At 41.8% G+C, this 15468-nt stretch carries 15 protein-coding genes; 6 read left to right on the forward strand and 9 right to left on the reverse strand.

Annotated elements, in window-relative coordinates:
* Window positions 1–17: 17 nt before the first annotated feature.
* From BLT94_RS15690 to BLT94_RS15700, 3 genes are read right to left on the reverse strand one after another with little or no spacing between them, the layout of a single operon-like run.
* A complete protein-coding gene (locus tag BLT94_RS15690; RefSeq protein ID WP_092236113.1) occupies window positions 18–536 on the reverse strand; it encodes a gamma carbonic anhydrase family protein in 519 nt (172 codons plus the stop codon).
* A 35-nt stretch (window positions 537–571) separates the two neighbouring features.
* Entirely contained in the window at window positions 572–1930 is a 1359-nt protein-coding gene (locus BLT94_RS15695) for a sigma-54-dependent transcriptional regulator (protein ID WP_092236115.1), read from the reverse strand.
* A 4-nt stretch (window positions 1931–1934) separates the two neighbouring features.
* The gene (locus BLT94_RS15700) at window positions 1935–3443 is read right to left on the reverse strand and encodes an ATP-binding protein (RefSeq protein ID WP_092236118.1); all 1509 of its coding nucleotides are present in this window, start codon (window positions 3441–3443) and stop codon (window positions 1935–1937) included.
* 487 nt (window positions 3444–3930) lie between these two features.
* Here BLT94_RS15700 and BLT94_RS15705 point away from each other — a divergent pair, with 487 nt between their 5' ends.
* The 5 genes from BLT94_RS15705 (at window position 3931) to BLT94_RS15725 (ending at window position 9931) form a co-directional block, all read left to right on the forward strand.
* Window positions 3931–5598, forward strand: a complete 1668-nt coding sequence (locus BLT94_RS15705; protein WP_092236121.1) for a (2,3-dihydroxybenzoyl)adenylate synthase — start codon at window positions 3931–3933, stop codon at window positions 5596–5598.
* Window positions 5599–5717: 119 nt separating this feature from the next.
* The gene (locus BLT94_RS15710) at window positions 5718–5984 is read left to right on the forward strand and encodes a DUF997 family protein (RefSeq protein ID WP_092236124.1); all 267 of its coding nucleotides are present in this window, start codon (window positions 5718–5720) and stop codon (window positions 5982–5984) included.
* A 1-nt stretch (window position 5985) separates the two neighbouring features.
* The gene (locus BLT94_RS15715) at window positions 5986–7536 is read left to right on the forward strand and encodes a sodium:solute symporter family protein (RefSeq protein ID WP_092236127.1); all 1551 of its coding nucleotides are present in this window, start codon (window positions 5986–5988) and stop codon (window positions 7534–7536) included.
* A gap of 209 nt (window positions 7537–7745) precedes the next feature.
* Window positions 7746–8702 (forward strand): 3-hydroxyacyl-CoA dehydrogenase family protein, encoded by a 957-nt coding sequence (locus BLT94_RS15720; RefSeq protein ID WP_092236130.1) that lies wholly within the window; start codon window positions 7746–7748, stop codon window positions 8700–8702.
* A gap of 170 nt (window positions 8703–8872) precedes the next feature.
* Window positions 8873–9931, forward strand: a complete 1059-nt coding sequence (locus tag BLT94_RS15725; RefSeq protein ID WP_092236132.1) for a TRAP transporter substrate-binding protein — start codon at window positions 8873–8875, stop codon at window positions 9929–9931.
* Window positions 9932–10144: 213 nt separating this feature from the next.
* Here BLT94_RS15725 and BLT94_RS15735 read toward each other — a convergent pair whose 3' ends face one another.
* From BLT94_RS15735 to BLT94_RS21815, 5 genes are all read right to left on the reverse strand, one after another.
* Window positions 10145–10444, reverse strand: a complete 300-nt coding sequence (locus tag BLT94_RS15735) for a DUF1330 domain-containing protein (protein ID WP_092236138.1) — start codon at window positions 10442–10444, stop codon at window positions 10145–10147.
* A gap of 367 nt (window positions 10445–10811) precedes the next feature.
* Window positions 10812–12416 carry an IS66 family transposase gene (gene tnpC / locus BLT94_RS15740; protein ID WP_092236141.1) on the reverse strand — a complete coding sequence of 535 codons (1605 nt, stop codon included), beginning with the start codon at window positions 12414–12416 and terminating at the stop codon, window positions 10812–10814.
* Window positions 12417–12573: 157 nt separating this feature from the next.
* Window positions 12574–12930 (reverse strand): IS66 family insertion sequence element accessory protein TnpB, encoded by a 357-nt coding sequence (gene tnpB, locus BLT94_RS15750; RefSeq protein WP_092236147.1) that lies wholly within the window; start codon window positions 12928–12930, stop codon window positions 12574–12576.
* A complete protein-coding gene (locus tag BLT94_RS15755; protein ID WP_092236151.1) occupies window positions 12927–13325 on the reverse strand; it encodes a hypothetical protein in 399 nt (132 codons plus the stop codon). The genes tnpB and BLT94_RS15755 overlap by 4 nt, the downstream gene beginning before the upstream one ends.
* A gap of 39 nt (window positions 13326–13364) precedes the next feature.
* Window positions 13365–13529 (reverse strand): AMP-binding enzyme, encoded by a 165-nt coding sequence (locus BLT94_RS21815; RefSeq protein ID WP_175530375.1) that lies wholly within the window; start codon window positions 13527–13529, stop codon window positions 13365–13367.
* A 480-nt stretch (window positions 13530–14009) separates the two neighbouring features.
* Here BLT94_RS21815 and BLT94_RS15760 point away from each other — a divergent pair, with 480 nt between their 5' ends.
* Window positions 14010–15128 (forward strand): ISNCY family transposase, encoded by a 1119-nt coding sequence (locus BLT94_RS15760; RefSeq protein WP_245743148.1) that lies wholly within the window; start codon window positions 14010–14012, stop codon window positions 15126–15128.
* On the opposite strand, the gene BLT94_RS15765 is transcribed toward BLT94_RS15760, so the two are convergent.
* Entirely contained in the window at window positions 15109–15429 is a 321-nt protein-coding gene (locus BLT94_RS15765; RefSeq protein WP_175530376.1) for a transposase, read from the reverse strand. The two genes, BLT94_RS15760 and BLT94_RS15765, sit on opposite strands and share 20 nt — an antisense overlap.
* Window positions 15430–15468: the final 39 nt, after the last annotated feature.

A 15468-nucleotide genomic window follows, 5' to 3' on the forward strand; every position in this document is an offset into this window, starting at 1 on the left:
TCTTTTTCATCTAAACCTCATAAGCCAGCTATTTTTTTTGCTGAATTTTTATATTTTTCAAACGAATTCTTTGACCACCAAAACTGGCTTTCCGATGGTTTTCCTTTTATCTTTGCAGGCACTCCCATTGCCAGAGAGTTGTCTGGAATTTCCTGGCCGGGACCAACAAGAGTCGCTGCAGCAATAACGCAAAAATCTCCTATGATTGACCGGTGTAACAAGGTCGCATTTATGCCGATAAGAACATGGCTGCCAATAGAAATACTGTGAACCACTGCTCCATGTCCTATTGTCACCCTGTCCCCGATACTTACCGGAGAATCGTCTTCTCCCGGTATACCTGAATGGATGACGCAGTTGTCTTCGATAACGCTTTGCTTTCCAATTGTAATTTTTCCCATATCCCCCCGGATGACAGCCCCCGGCCAGACACTGCTCTCTTCTCCGATTTCCACATCCCCGATAATCACTGCTGTTTCATCTATATAAGCTGTAACAGCAATCTGTGGTGTTTTTCCATCAAATGATCGAATCATAATTTGCCTCTTTTTAATTTAAATGAATGCCTATTTTATCTTTTGCTGCCAATATTGTACTTTTTTAATTTTGACCTTAAGGTCGGACGGGTGATACCTAAAATACGGCATGTTTTACCAAAATGCCAGTCAAAGGCATCCAGCACTTTGATGATATAATCCTTTTCAACCTCACAAAGCGGTTTGAATAGTTCACTTTTCTGTTTTTTTTCAGATATTTTCCCCAGTGCAGCATACAGATCTTCTTCAGTCAACAAGGAAGATTTTGCCATAAGGACTGCCCGGGTAAGTGTGTTTTCAAGCTGTCGAACATTTCCGGGCCAGTCGTACCTGGAAAAAATATGGGTCAGCATATCCGAATCAAAACTTTTTACCTGCATATGGGTCTGGGCACTGATTTTTTTGATCAAGTAGTCGGCAAGTAATGGAATATCAGATTTCCTATCCCTTAGAGGTGGTACATGGATAGTCATGACTGAGAGTCGGTGGAAAAGATCTTCTCTGAAGCTTTTTTGACTCATCATGGTATCAAGTTCCCGATTTGTAGCTGCCAGTATCCTTGCATTGGATCGGATTACTTTTGTACTGCCTACCCTGACGAATTCTTTTTCATGAAGAAACCTAAGCAGCTTGCTCTGTGTCTGCAGCGGCATTTCTCCAATCTCATCGAAAAAGATCGTACCGTCCCCTGCTTTTTCCAAACGGCCGACAAAAGTGGAATCAGCTCCCGTGAAAGCACCTTTTTCATATCCGAAAAGTTCGCTTTCCGCCAGTGTATCCACGAGAGTGGAGCAGTCCATTACAATAAACGGCTGTTTCTTGTATATCCCCTGAAAATGGATGGCCTTTGCAATCAATTCCTTGCCGGTCCCGCTTTCTCCCTGAATCAGGACCGTCACCCTGGAATCAGTGACCAGTGCGATTTTTTTGAATACCTCTTTCATTGCCATACTTTTACCGACAATGTAGGACATATCATAATTGAATCTTTTTCCCTGGATCTGTTGGTTTTTGACGTCAACACCTTTGCCGCTTATTTTGGATAACTTGTACAGGGCCGCATCCATTTCATGAATATCAATCGGCTTATGGATAAACTCAAATGCACCCATCTTAATGGACGCAATTGTATTTTCCATATCCTGATAGGCCGTGATAATAATAACCTGGGTCTGTGGTATCTCTTTTTTTATTTTTTCAAGCACCACCAGTCCATCAATGTCCGGCAGTTTGATATCGAGGATCACAAGATCAGGCTTTAACTTTCTGGCCATTGCGAGACCTTTCAGCCCTTTCAGCGAGGTGTAAACCATCCAGCCTCGTTGCTGGAAAAAGACATTCATTGACTCCAGAATTGAGGGCTGGTCATCAATGACTAATACATTAGATTCCATATGTTCACTCCAGGGGAAGCCGGATTAAAAAATTTGTACCCATTGGCTGCCGCGTTTTGATTTTTACCTCGCCGCCATGCGCTTCTACTATTCTTTTGACATTGTTCAACCCTATCCCAGTGCCTTTGCTTTTTTGCGTGAACATGGGATCAAAAATGTGCGGCAATATTTCTTTTGGAATGCCCGGCCCATTGTCGCCCAAAACAATTTCCAGCATGCTCCTGTTCTTTTGCTTCAGGCGCCTGGAAGAAAGAAAGATTTTTCCTGAGCCCGGCTGGGCTTCGATGGCATTGAATAATAAGTTCAAAATCACCTGTTCCATCCGCTGGGGGTCTATTTGTATCATGTCTATCTGACGGCTTAACCGGACGCTTACCGTTAAATTATTATTGATAATCCGATGATGCATGACCGCAATTGCATTTTCCAGTAGCTGCCGGACACTCACATGTTTTTTTTCAAGACGGAACGGTATGCTTAAATTCATCATTTCAAGCAGAGCCTGGTCAATCCGTGTTATTTCATCAAGGCTGGTCTCAATCAAGCGCAGCTTTACCGGGTTCTGCTCCGATTGTTCAAACATCTGTAAATTCATTTTTACCGCCGACATGGGATTCCTGATTTCATGGGCCAGGTATCCGGCCTGTTTTGCAAGCGCGGTTAACTTTTTTGTTTCATGAATTTTTTTGCCCAGTGCAATCCGTTCACTGATGTCCCTGCAAATCCCTATAGTGGCCGGCTGATTTTCAAATGTAGACCGTTTGGCAATCACTTCCGTGGGCATCCGGCGCCCGTCTTTGTGCAGCCTTAAATACTCAATTCTACCGGAAATTGTTTCCTTTATCATACTGGCGTTGTAAGCCGAACGGACCACCTCATAGGATTCAGGGGCAACATAATTTAAAAAATCAGATTTAAGGATAGTGTGTTGTGAGTACCCGTGCATCTGGGCAAAGGATTTGTTTGCAAACGCAATTTTCCAATTGATCACAACAAAATAACCGTCATTGATATCTTCCACCAGTATCTTGTATTTTTTTTCTGACTCTGCCAGCTCTTTTGTCCGGCTGACAACTTCCTTTTCCAGAGATTGTGCATGTGATTTGATGAATTCATCATGGATATTTTGAAAAATTTCACTGAATCTGGTGATGGTAAACACCATACATTTCTGGAGACGAAGCGCTTCTTTACAAAGCTCCTGGGTATCCATATTTTTAATCATCAGCGGAATGAGGATTCGGCGGAAAAGTTCAAATGATTTTTGTACTTCAGATACTTTAAAACCTTGTGAAAACCGTTTATGAGCAATACTGGTGATAAAGGAATCAAGCCCATCCCACTGGTCTGATACAAGCACATCATAAAATCCTTTGACGGCTTTATTCAACAGCGGTAGAAGTTCCTGCTCCGTTATTTTGTAATAACTGGTTCCAGAATTGCTGGTCAGGGCATCAAACCATTCATTGATGATTCTTTCTTTATTTATTGCCAATATGGTTTTCAGTTTCATGTTTCACCTTTGTAAAAATTTTTATCCTAAATTTACAGCGCAAAACCTTATTCCACTATTAAAAAAAAATTAACAGGATAATACCTAAAAAAAATTGAAAATAAAACTGAAAACTATTTTCAAAGAATATTTGAAAATAGTTTTCAGTTTAGCATATTCGCATATAAAATATATGCTTAAATAACAGGTGTTTATAATATGGCATACAGATTGCTTTATATATCAGCAGTTGACCAATACCTGATAAGGCAGATGCATGATGAAAAAAAAATTACATACTTCTCAAGAAGAATTGATATCAGCTGATATTTTTCCCCTTTATATGAGCAGTTTGGGCAAACGTGTATCAAGATTTGGGTTTTGTTTATTCAGTCCAAAAAAATATTTGCGGCAAAACACCCGTAAATGTTGATTTAGAAGCTTCTGTTAAAGAAGCTGTAATATTTGGATGAATTATCATCCGTAACGTTAAAGGAGAAAATGTTAAATGATTAATTTTAAAGGGTTTACGCCTTATCCGGAAGAATTTGCCAGACAGTACCGTAAACAAGGATTTTGGAAAGACAAAACCATTTCACAGATTATGGAAGAAAGTTTTAACCGTTTTTCAGGCAATACCATTCTAATCTCAGACAGTGGCCGGCGATACAGCTATGAAGAATTCGGGAAGCTGGTCACCCGTCTTGCACTTCACTTTCACATACTGGGCTTAAAGGAAAAAGACCGGGTTGTGCTACAGCTTCCCAATGTACCCGAGGTTCTGATTGCCTGTCTTGCCATCATCAAGGCTGGCGGCATACCCATCATGGCACTGCCTCCTCATCAGGAGGCGGAGATTGGTTACTTCACCCAGTTTGCAGCCGCCAGGGCCATCGTTATACCTGATCTGTTTAAAAAAACAGACAAACAGGCAATGGCAGCTAATATCATGGCACAAAAAAATTCTCCGCTTGAAATGGCCTTTGTTTTGGGAGATAACGTGCAAAATGGATTTCATTCTATTGATGCCCTTTTAAAAGACCCCATTGAAAAAAGGGAGAATCCTGACATCCTGCCTCAGCCGGACCCTGATATGCCGGCGTTGCTACAGCTTTCAGGGGGTACGACAGGGGTTCCCAAACTGATTCCGAGAACCCATAATGATTATGTCCATAATTTCACCTGCAATGCAGATATGTGTGAGCTGAACCAAAACACGCGCATGCTTATTGCCATTCCCCAGGAACATAACTTTGCACTCGCCTGCCCCGGCTTCATGGGGCTGGTTACTCAGGGCGGATGCCAGATTATCAGCCAGAATCCAAGCCCGAAAGCAGCCCTGTCACTGATACAGGAACACAAGATAACCCATTGGGTCGCTGTTCCGGCGATGATCATCTCTCTGCTGAATTATCAGGATCGTAATCAATTTGATTTGAGTTCACTTGAAGTCATTCTTACGGGCGGTTCCAAATTGAATCCTGAAGTAGCCGTAAGGATTGGAAAGGAGTTGCATTGTGACCTCCAACAAGTGCTTGGAATGGGAGAAGGCCCTCTTTTCTGGACCCGTAAAAACGACCCTCAGGAAATTAAACTTGACACCCAGGGCCGTCCACAGTCAAAGGGTGAAGAATTCAGGATAGTCGATCCGATCACAGAAGAAGATATGCCCGATGGGGATGTTGGCGAACTCTGGTGCAGGGGACCCCATACCATTCGCGGATACTACAATGTACCTGAGCACAATTTAAAGGCGTTCAGTGATGACGGGTTTTATAAATCCGGTGATCTGGTTCGACTTCATCCCAGCGGCAATATCATTGTCGAGGGCCGAATTAAAGATTGCATCAACCGGGGAGGAGAAAAAATCAGTGCTGAAGAGGTTGAAAACCACATCCTCGCACATATTAATATTGACAACTGTTCATGTGTTTCAATGCCTGATCCGGTATTGGGGGAAAAGACTTGTGTGTTTGTGACACTGAAAAATGGGGCATCTATAAATCTGAACGAACTGAACTCATTTTTAGAAAATGAACGCCGAATAGCTATATTCAAAATGCCGGAACGACTTGAAATTCTTGACGAGCTCCCTTTGACCAATGTGGGCAAAGTAGACAAAAAAACCTTAAGGGACAGAATTGCACGACAGCTGGCCTTTGAAGCTGAAAATTAATAAAAAAAGGGGACTGCAATGACCCAGAGAAAGACCAGGTCTGTCGGATCACATTAAGTATGTGATTTTTGCGATAAGACTACATCCTTTTAAAACATTGATCCAAAAGGAGAAATTTAATGGCGTTTAATAAAAGCACTTTTTTTATAGTTACATTTTTTGTTCTCACCATGTTGTGTTGGTGCCCTATCGGATATGGGAGTTATGGTGAAGTTGCCTTAATCATGGGAATGCCTTCGTGGGCTTTTATCCTGCTGGTTATTGGTGCGGTCCTTTTTATAGTTGAATGGGTTTATCTGTTTCGGACAGATTTGGCATTGTATGACGAAGATCTTGAAGGAATCATGGCTGCGCTTGAAAAAATAAACACTACGAAGGAGAATTAAAATGGTAGCCGTCACTATTATTACCGGGATTTGCATGGTATCCGTCTATATCAGTTATGTGGCATTTCGCAAAGGGTTTACAAAAAGTGCAGATGATTATTTTGTAGCAGGCTCAAGCCTTGGCTATTTTGTACTTATTTTCAGTCTTCTTGCATCCTTCTTAAGTGCCTTTACCATATTCGGCATGTCAAGTTTTGGATACCGTCTGGGATTCGGATCATTATATGTGCTGACAGCCAATTTGGTTCCCCTGGGATTTTTATGGTATTACATGCACAAAAAGACCTTTCTTCTGGGTCGATCCAGAAAATGGATGTCCATGGGCAGTCCCTTTGGAGAAAGGTATGGGTCGGCCACGAAAATTACAGTGGTTCTGACAATCCTCATGGCGTCCATTCCGTTTCTTGTAGCTCAAATCCAGGGAATCGGGGTTATATTAGAGGCCATGAGCGAAGGAAAGATTTCCTATCATGTTGGCCTGTTTTTTGTCCCTTTTTTCATTGCCTGTTACCTCATGATGGGTGGCATGAAAGGGGCGGCATGGGTCAATGCCATCCAGGGCGTGTTTTTTTCCATCATGGTCTTCATACTTTTCTTTTTTGTCATGATGAAAAACGGAGGCTTTGTTCCCACCATGGAAATGGTCATGGGCAAACACCCCCAGTTGTTCCAGATCGGCTGGGCCGGGGGGAAAGTGTGGAGCTACCCCATGATTTTCGGCATGGCATCGGCCATGTGCCTGGGATGTGTCTGTTTTCCCCAACCTTATATGCATGCTTATGCAAGCCGTTCAGCAAAAGGATTAAAAGCCATGTTTCTCTCATTCGGCGGCATAAGCCTTGTGGTCATTACCATGCCCACACTGATTGGTATAGCCGGTAAAACCATTGTTCCAGGGCTTGAAGGAGTTGAAGCAGATAAAATTTATGGGCTTGTAGCTTCTGCGACTATGCCGGACTGGCTGGCAGCACTTGCTGTATCCGGCGGATTTACGGCCGCTATGTCAACCGTGAACGGGATTGTTTTTGGGAATGCCACTAATATTGCAATAGATATTGTCAAAACAATGAGACCGAAAACAAATTCGTCGGAACTCATTGCCATAGCCCGGGTCAGTGTGGCGATTATCATGGCAATCTGTGTGTATATCGCCTGGAATCCCAATACACCTGTGGCAGAGCTTTCCATCATTGCATTCGGCACGGGTGCCGTCACCTTTTTTGCTCTCTGGGGGGCCTATTACTGGAAAAGAGCCACCAAAACCGGGGCCATCCTGTCCACACTTGTGGGAGCAACCATGAACGTGACGTTTTTTCTCGTGGGTGGTAAGGCCATGGTTCTCTTTCCCCAAAAATTTCTTTTCCAGCTCAACGGGTTTCTTGCCTCTTTTATTGTTTCAGGTATCGTTTTTTTTGTGGGATCCTATCTCACTTCACTCAGCAAAATAGAAGAAGAAAGCTTGAAACTCTTTTTTCACCCGGCTCTATCAACAAATAAAGGAGAAATACAAATAGAACCAATGCCGACTTTATCCGCTAATCATTCCAAATGATTGGGATTCTTGGCAGGCAAGTTTTTTCTTGATAATTGTTATATGTTTTGTTACATTGTAGCTGTTTTTAAGCTGTTTTTAAGCTGTTTTTAAGCTGTTTGGCATTGCTTTCGGTGGCCGGGAGTATAGGTGCTGTTTATAAAAACAATCCAGCATCGCAAGTTATTTTAGTAGTTATTTTATTATCTATATATAAATAAGGAGAAGTAATGGATCCTAAAAACGTAAAAAAAGTTGGAGTCTTAGGTTTAGGCAAAATGGGTGCGGATTGGGTTGCAAATTGTCTTGAAGCCGGTTTTGAAGTCATTGGATTTGATGTGAATCCGACAATGTTTGAGAAATCTAAAAAGCAGACTGGCGAGGATCTTGAGTGGTTGAAAACAAAGAAATATGCTGACGATGAATTCTTCAATGTCGAGGCCCGGATGGGCAAATACACCATAGTCGAGAGTGAAGACGTTTTTATCAAAGAACTGCAATCCTGCCAAATTTTCCTCGAGTGCATTTTTGAAGATATTGAACTCAAATGCAGTATGCTGCAAAAATTTACTCCTCTGCTGCCGGAAGATATCATACTTTGGAGCAACACCAGCTCTTTGAATGTTCTTGCCATGGCGGATGCATGTGTCAAACCAGAGAATTTTATCGGTACCCATGGCATGAACCCGGTGTATCAGATGCCGGCTGTTGAAGTTGTCCGGCACAAAAAAGTGGCTGAGGAAGCTCTCCAGTTCACCCTGGACGTTCTTAAGAACATGGGGAAAAAACCATTTGTGGCATCCGATGTAAGCGGTTTCTGGGTCAATAAACACTTGATGCCCTTTATGTATGACGCCTACCGGGCTCTTGAACGTGGTGAAATAACCGTTGCTGACGGGGATTGGGGTTTTAAGGGTAGTCTGGGCCATCCTCAAGGAATTTTCAAGCTTTCCGATTTTATCGGCATGGACACCATGTACCGTGTCGGGATGGCCATGTATCTATCCACCCAGGATCCCCGCCTTTATCCACCGCTTATTGTTTTCCGGATGATCGCCAGGAATGAGCTTGGTGTTAAAACAGGAAAAGGGTTCTATCAATGGGATGGATATAAAATTGTCAAAGAAAGAGATTTTTCCGATCTGACAATAAAGGACTCTAATGAAATAATAAACATTGGATCATGATTCATTGGTTGAAGTGAATCGTGCTAGCAGCTTATTTGTCAACAAAAAATTATCATCAACGAGATGAAATAAACTAAGCCCCTTTTAGGGGCAATAAAAATCCTGGCCTCTGGGCCAGGATTTTTATTTCTGGAATAGACTTTCACATAAAAAACAAGGAGGAACCTTCAATGGTAAAAAAAATCGGCTTTTTTGTGTCCATCATCTTAGTAACCGTTTTTTTTACAGGTGTCTGCTTTGCCAAAACCAAACTTATATTTAACAATTTTTTTCCATCATCACATATAGCTTCAAAGCTGTCGGAAGAATGGTGCAAAGAAATTGAAAAAAGAACTGATGGTGAAGTTGAGATACAATATTTTTCTGGAGCGCATCTGTTAAAGGCAAATCATGTTTTTGACGGCATAACTAAGGGTATAGCGGATATAGGCCTCAGCAACCTGGCTTATACACCCGGCCTTTTTCCTGAGATGGCCCTGTGTGACCTGCCTTTTGGCATGCCTTCCGCCTGGGTAGCTACTTATGTGGCAAACAAATTTTATAATAAATACCGTCCGAAAGAATTTGATAAAACCAAAGTGCTGTTTTTTTTCGCATGCGGTCCGAACCTGATTTCAACCACAAATACACCGATTAAAACTCTTGAAGACTTGAAGGGACAAAATTTGAGGGCCACCGGGCGGATTGCAGATACCGCAAAGGCTCTGGGAGCGGCTTCAACCCAAATGGCCATAGGAGAAACATACAAGGCTCTCCAGTACAATGTCATCAGCGGCGCTATGCTGCCTTTCAGCACATTAAAGGATTTTCGCTTCGGGGAAATTGTCAAATATTGCACAACCAATTGGCAGGTTGGCAATGTTTATACCTTCTATGTAGTCATGAATAAATATAAATGGGATCAACTGCCGGAAAAGACTAAAAAAGTTTTTGAGGATGTAAATCAAATTTACATTGATAAAATGGGCATAGGCTGGAACCAGGCCGATCTGGAAGGTATCGAATATTTTAAGAGCAAAAAAGGACGATTGATTCAACTTTCAGCCACTGAGGAGGAAAGATGGAACAAGGCTGTGGAACCGGTTATCAAAAAATATTGTCAGGAAATGACCAGGAACGGCTTGAGCATGAAAGAATTAAAAGAGCGGGTAAAATTTATCCGTACAAGCATTAAAGAGATGAACGAGATACAGCTATCCAGGAAAATACCCCTGCCATATGGTGACTGATGAAAACTTAAAATGAAGAAGTGACCAGACAGCGCAATCCTTTGAGGCAAAAAGACCTGGGAAGCCCTCCTTTCATACAGATCAGGAGGGCCCCAAAGATCATCGTCCGGATGGACAAAAATATTACAGCCATCAGCATAACGCCAAAACTCAAGTTATAGTCGATCAAAAAATCTGGATAGGTTGATAACCACCACATATTCTTTTCCGCAGTTAACAATCTCCCCCTGTGTTGAGAAGCATAAAGTTGCAGAAAGAATTATCCGTGCGAATGTGATGGATGTTTTTGTATTCCGGTGATTCATACCATGCTACCGCGCTATCCTTGTCTGGAAATTCAATCAATATTTTTATCGGATGTGCACCAATTGTTCCTTCGAGAACACTCACCTCACCACCACGCACAAGATATTTGCCATTGTATTTTTGGACAATATAAGGGGCTTTTCGCATGTACTCGGATATTTTTTTTCGATCTGGAATAGTTATTTCGACCCAAACATAGCAGCTCATAGTAATTCCTTTCTTACTTCGTTTAATCTGATATTAAAAGAGGATTGCATCCCGTAACTTTTTGTTATACAGACATTTCCTCATCTTTTAAAATTCGTTTAAGCACTTCTCCTTTATTGCTTATAGGAAGGGTTGCTCTGATCTCCACCAACGGAACTTTATAGGCGGCAACGTTATCCTTGAACCATTGAGTCAGTTCTTCTTCCGAAAGATTGTAACCAGGCTTTAGCGTGTCCTTTCGGTAAGCCTGCGTGAAATTTATTTACGGGTATGTTACCAATGGTTCTCAATACAGCATTAGGTTCAGCATGAATTTGTTCAGAGGCTGTGAAGCGTGCGTCCCTGATTGATTAAAATGCAGGTGGATTCAGGCTGATTGTGCCGCAAGGGTTGCAGCTGTCTCATAGTTCCAGGGCATCCATTGAGAGGGATTTTTAAATACCCGGGCAGAATATTTTTGAAGGGCCACCAGATAATTAAAGGCGTTGACCTTTATCAAGCTGCAGGTGTGAATCAGACTCATGAACATGTCGCCTATGTAAGCTCCGTGCTGTGTTTTGTAAAAAAGGGCATTTTTCCGGTTAAGAATACTGCGTTTCAAAGCCTGCTCACAGATGTTATTATCAAGCGGTGCGCCGGGAATCCGTAAAAACTGAGTAAGTTCGGTCCAGTGTTTTCGCATATAAGCAATAGCATTGCCCAGGCCGGAATTGGGTTTAACCAGGTTTTCATTGACCTGTTTGTCCAGCCAGGAACGCAACGCTTCCATTTCGGGACCGCTGTGAGCCTGATGATATGTCAGCCGTTCTTCCGGGCTCATCTGTTCGGCTTTTGCCAGAGCATCCGTTTCATAGACCTTGGCCAGGATTTCAATGACATAACTGCATTCCTCCGGGAAGGCTGTCACCACATCGACAAAGTTGCGGCGGGCATGGACCATGCAATGAATAAGAATAATTTTAAACTCGGACGACATGTTCCTGGAAAGGGTATCGCACATCTGAATTGGTGGAGATTTTCCTTTATCCCTCAGGTCATACAATGATGCAATGTTTTCTCCGGCATGACAGCGGCCTGTGAAAAAAAGAGCGATTCGTTTATCATCATCCAAAACAGAGATGATGCCTGAGGTAAAAACTCCGGTTCGTTCCTTTTTATCCAAAAACTGGTTTTCCTTGATCAGGTCCAGAATTTTCATGGTGGTGTCATCATTGTGGAAGACGTTGCCCTGGGCCGCTTGCCGCATGAGTTCATCAAATGCAGGATAGATGAGGTCTGCTGCTGATTCTGTATTTTCCCACAGCATGGATGCCGGAACTGGAATACCCAAGCTTTTCTGGAGACCTGCCAGGCGGTACCAGGGAAAACCGCAGCCGTACTTTAAAAGGGCGATCATGGCCTTGGCGGTTTCATCATACTGTTTTCCGGTGGCGTTATCTGGAGCTGTGGCCGTGAAGACTTCCCCGCACAGGTTACAGCGCAGCTTCTCCAATTCATACACGGTTGCATTTAAGGGCGCCTGGCCGTTTATCCTGATCGCAACACCGGGCTCTTTGATTTTGTAAAGTTTACCATTGGGACATAAGGGACATGGATCTTTGTGCGTGAGCTTATCATGGGATATGGGAACTCTGTCTGCTCCGGTATAGTCGCAAGCCGGTATCCGGCCGTGCCTCGGTTTTTTCTGATTTGAATCGGGTTTCGGTACAGTCCTTTTTTTAGGTTTGTCATCATCATTACTTTTGGGATCGGTGTTTTTCAACACCGTATCCTTTTTTTCTGTTTTTGCACCAAACAGCATGGTCAACAGGCGCTTTATAGAGGTTGCTTTTTTATTAAGAGCCTGGCTTAAAACCGTAACGGCATCAGCCATGGATTTAATGATATCATAATCACCGCTGGCGATATTATTGGCCTTTACCCTTTCCAAAAGGGCATCAACCTCCTCCTGAGTTAACTGGATCTTTTCCATGACCAAGTCATTGCGTTGGGGGATGTGGCAAACCCAAAATCTTTTTTTGCTGCACTTTTGTCGCAGTATATAAGGATACGGTTGTTTTTCATGACAGCTGCATATAGCACTTTTTTAGCTGAAGTGTATGCAAAAAAAATCAGATTGAATAAAAAAATTATGCCGGGATTTTTCTCCACATGGGAGCTGCCTGGGTATGAAACGGATCGCCATTCCACAGCAGCATCTGGAGTTCATGGGCATCAAGGGCCAGAGTTGTATCACATCCCTTTTTCGGCCACCATTTGAAACGCCCCTGAGACAAGCGCTTCTGGCAAATCCAGAATCCCTGGCCGTCGTAGCATAAAATTTTGATGGCGGTTCTTCGACGATTGAGAAACACAAACAGACATCCTGAAAACGGATCAGACTTTAAAACAGTCCGGCATAATGCCGCCAGGGTGTCAATGCCTTTTCTGAAATCCACCGGCTCCACGGACAAAAGTATCCTCATATGGGGAGTGATCTGAATCATGCCGGTTTTCTCCAGAAGGACTTGCCCAGTTCAATCAAATTCGGATCAGGTTTGCCTCGAAAGAACATCCTCATCTTTGATCCGGAAACATCTTCCATCTCTATGACACATTCTGAATCAGATACCAGCGGTGCCAGCTCAATAAAGGCAGGTGTCTGCTCTTGGGGGACGGCAAGGTTTTTGTTTGCCTGCTTTTTAAAATCCGTATGGTTCAATTTTAATGTTTTGGAAATTTTATGCAGGCTGTACTCACCGGTATGAAACAGATCTATGGCTGACTGCCATAAAGACTCCGGAATACGTTCTCTGCCGGTTTTTGTCCTACGCCATTCATTGAACTGTTGTCTGGCTTCTTCCAGTGCAGAATCCATGGTTGATGATGTCGCTGGTTTCATCGGTTCCTCCTTTATAATAATGTTTGGAATCGGAATTTATCATCCTGCTGAAATTAATTCACGCAGGCCAACCGAAAGGACACGCTTTAGCGTTATAAATGCTTTTGCTATTTCCATTTTTTTGGGATGGGGAATGCCTATAACCGCAATTTTATCAATAGCTGGATTCGCTAAGCCAAGTATTTCAACCTCCCTTGGTGCCAAGGTATAACCGCTCACCTTTATGATTTCTCGTTTGCGTCCGTAGAAATCCCCCTGTGTCAGGATAGATGTCGCCTCAATTAAAAATTAAATTTGGGGCATTGAGGTGATAAATATGCAGCAATTTTAAATTTGAACCAAAATCAATAAGATCTTGATTTTTAACTTATAATCAACTATTCGGACATAGTGTGTTTAAATTAAAGCAATTGATCAATACCTAAGATTGAGATCAAACCATGGTATTAAACAAAAAATAATGGGATATCAATGAACTGTAGCTCCAATTTTGACTGGTTTATAGACAAACTTCATAATACATTTGACCGGTTACCCGATTATAGATCTTTTAGTCCTGCGTTAACCTATGAGGTGAAAGATGCCGTATTAGGAGCCTTTTCAATGTTTTTCAGTCAATCCGCATCCTTTTTGTCATATCAGAATTCCATGAAACAAGCGAAGGGCAAAAGCAACGCTGAAAGTTTGTTCAAAATTGAAAAGATACCATCAGATAATCAAATCCGTAATATTTTAGATGGGGTCTCGCCCGATAATTTCTATTCTGTATTTTCAGATTGTTATTCAAAAATTGAAGAGTCCGGTCACTTGGGTGGATACAGGTTCTTTCAGGATTGCCTGTTGGTCGCAATTGATGGTACGGAGTACTTCAGATCTTCCAAAATACATTGTAAAAATTGTACGGTTACACATCATAAGAACGGTAAAGTGTCATATTCTCATAAAGTGCTGACACCTGTTATAACACAGCCTGGCAGCACAACAGTGATACCGCTTGAGCCTGAATTTGTTATTCCCCAAGATGGTTCAAAAAAACAAGATTGTGAACTTAATGCTGCCAAAAGATCGATTGAGAGAAATGTCCATATGGCGGATGAAAGATCTATTATTTTAGGGGATGATCTTTTTTCAAGAGAGCCGTTTTGCAAACAATTGCTTCTTAAGGGGTTCCATTTCATATTAGTTTGTAAGCCGGATTCACACAAGACTCTCTATGAATATTTAGATGGTTTTATCAAAAGCAATAATGTCTCATCTATTTCCAGCAGGCGTTGGAATGGGAAATACCATGAAAAAATAATTCTTCGTTACTTTAATAACTTACCTGTTAAAGATGGAGAAAATGTTCTCCATGTTAATTGGGCAGACATTACCATAACCAACACAAAGACGCAGGAAACCTGTTATTATAATTCATTCATTACAGATTTCATTATAGACGACTCAAACGTTGAACAAATAATTCAAGCGGGAAGAGCGCGTTGGAAAGTTGAAAATGAAAATAATAACGTTCTTAAAACCAAAGGATATCATCTTGAACATAATTATGGTCATGGGAAAAAATTTTTATCTTCTACATTATTAACTCTGAATCTTTTGGCATTTTTAAGCCATATTTTCCTGGAATTTATGGATAAAACATATTTTTCAGTCCGAAAAGCACTTTCCGTAAGAAAAATTTTTTTTCATGATTTTAAAGCATTAACAAAGTACTTGTATTTTGATAACTGGAAGCATTTGATAAACTTTATGGCAGAACAGCTTGAATTGAATATAACTGATATTAAAATGAATTCCGGTTAATCGTCAAATTTAGAATTGCTGAAAGGTGTCCGGTGTTTTTTTTTAACCAATCCAGTTCAACCTGGAGTTTACCAACCTTTTGATAAAGACGGTCTCGCTCAATTTCGGCTTCTTTGGTTTGTTTTGCCTTGCTATTGCCAAAAACCAATGGCAGGGCTTCTATGGCTTCCTTTTTCCACCGATTTACAAGACTAGCATGAATGCCGAACTCAGAGGCTATCTCATTGACAGTTTGATTTCCTTTTATGGCTGCCAATGCGACCTTGCTTTTTAATTCTTTACTGTAGTTTTTTCGTTTCAAAATATCCCCTTTCTGGACTGTTATATTTTATCTTAACAC

Origin of the sequence: Desulfobacula phenolica (genome assembly GCF_900105645.1) — a bacterium.
Taxonomy (GTDB): domain Bacteria; phylum Desulfobacterota; class Desulfobacteria; order Desulfobacterales; family Desulfobacteraceae; genus Desulfobacula; species Desulfobacula toluolica.

Excerpts from the sequence above, each read along its gene's own strand:
- BLT94_RS15690 (WP_092236113.1), bottom strand. The coding sequence starts at position 536 with ATGATTCGATCATTTGATGGAAAAACACCACAGATTGCTGTTACAGCT.
- BLT94_RS15695 (WP_092236115.1), bottom strand. The coding sequence starts at position 1,930 with ATGGAATCTAATGTATTAGTCATTGATGACCAGCCCTCAATTCTGGAG.
- BLT94_RS15700 (WP_092236118.1), bottom strand. The coding sequence starts at position 3,443 with ATGAAACTGAAAACCATATTGGCAATAAATAAAGAAAGAATCATCAAT.
- BLT94_RS15705 (WP_092236121.1), top strand. The coding sequence starts at position 3,931 with ATGATTAATTTTAAAGGGTTTACGCCTTATCCGGAAGAATTTGCCAGA.
- BLT94_RS15710 (WP_092236124.1), top strand. The coding sequence starts at position 5,718 with ATGGCGTTTAATAAAAGCACTTTTTTTATAGTTACATTTTTTGTTCTC.
- BLT94_RS15715 (WP_092236127.1), top strand. The coding sequence starts at position 5,986 with ATGGTAGCCGTCACTATTATTACCGGGATTTGCATGGTATCCGTCTAT.
- BLT94_RS15720 (WP_092236130.1), top strand. The coding sequence starts at position 7,746 with ATGGATCCTAAAAACGTAAAAAAAGTTGGAGTCTTAGGTTTAGGCAAA.
- BLT94_RS15725 (WP_092236132.1), top strand. The coding sequence starts at position 8,873 with ATGGTAAAAAAAATCGGCTTTTTTGTGTCCATCATCTTAGTAACCGTT.
- BLT94_RS15735 (WP_092236138.1), bottom strand. The coding sequence starts at position 10,444 with ATGAGCTGCTATGTTTGGGTCGAAATAACTATTCCAGATCGAAAAAAA.
- tnpC (WP_092236141.1), bottom strand. The coding sequence starts at position 12,416 with ATGGAAAAGATCCAGTTAACTCAGGAGGAGGTTGATGCCCTTTTGGAA.
- tnpB (WP_092236147.1), bottom strand. The coding sequence starts at position 12,930 with ATGATTCAGATCACTCCCCATATGAGGATACTTTTGTCCGTGGAGCCG.
- BLT94_RS15755 (WP_092236151.1), bottom strand. The coding sequence starts at position 13,325 with ATGAAACCAGCGACATCATCAACCATGGATTCTGCACTGGAAGAAGCC.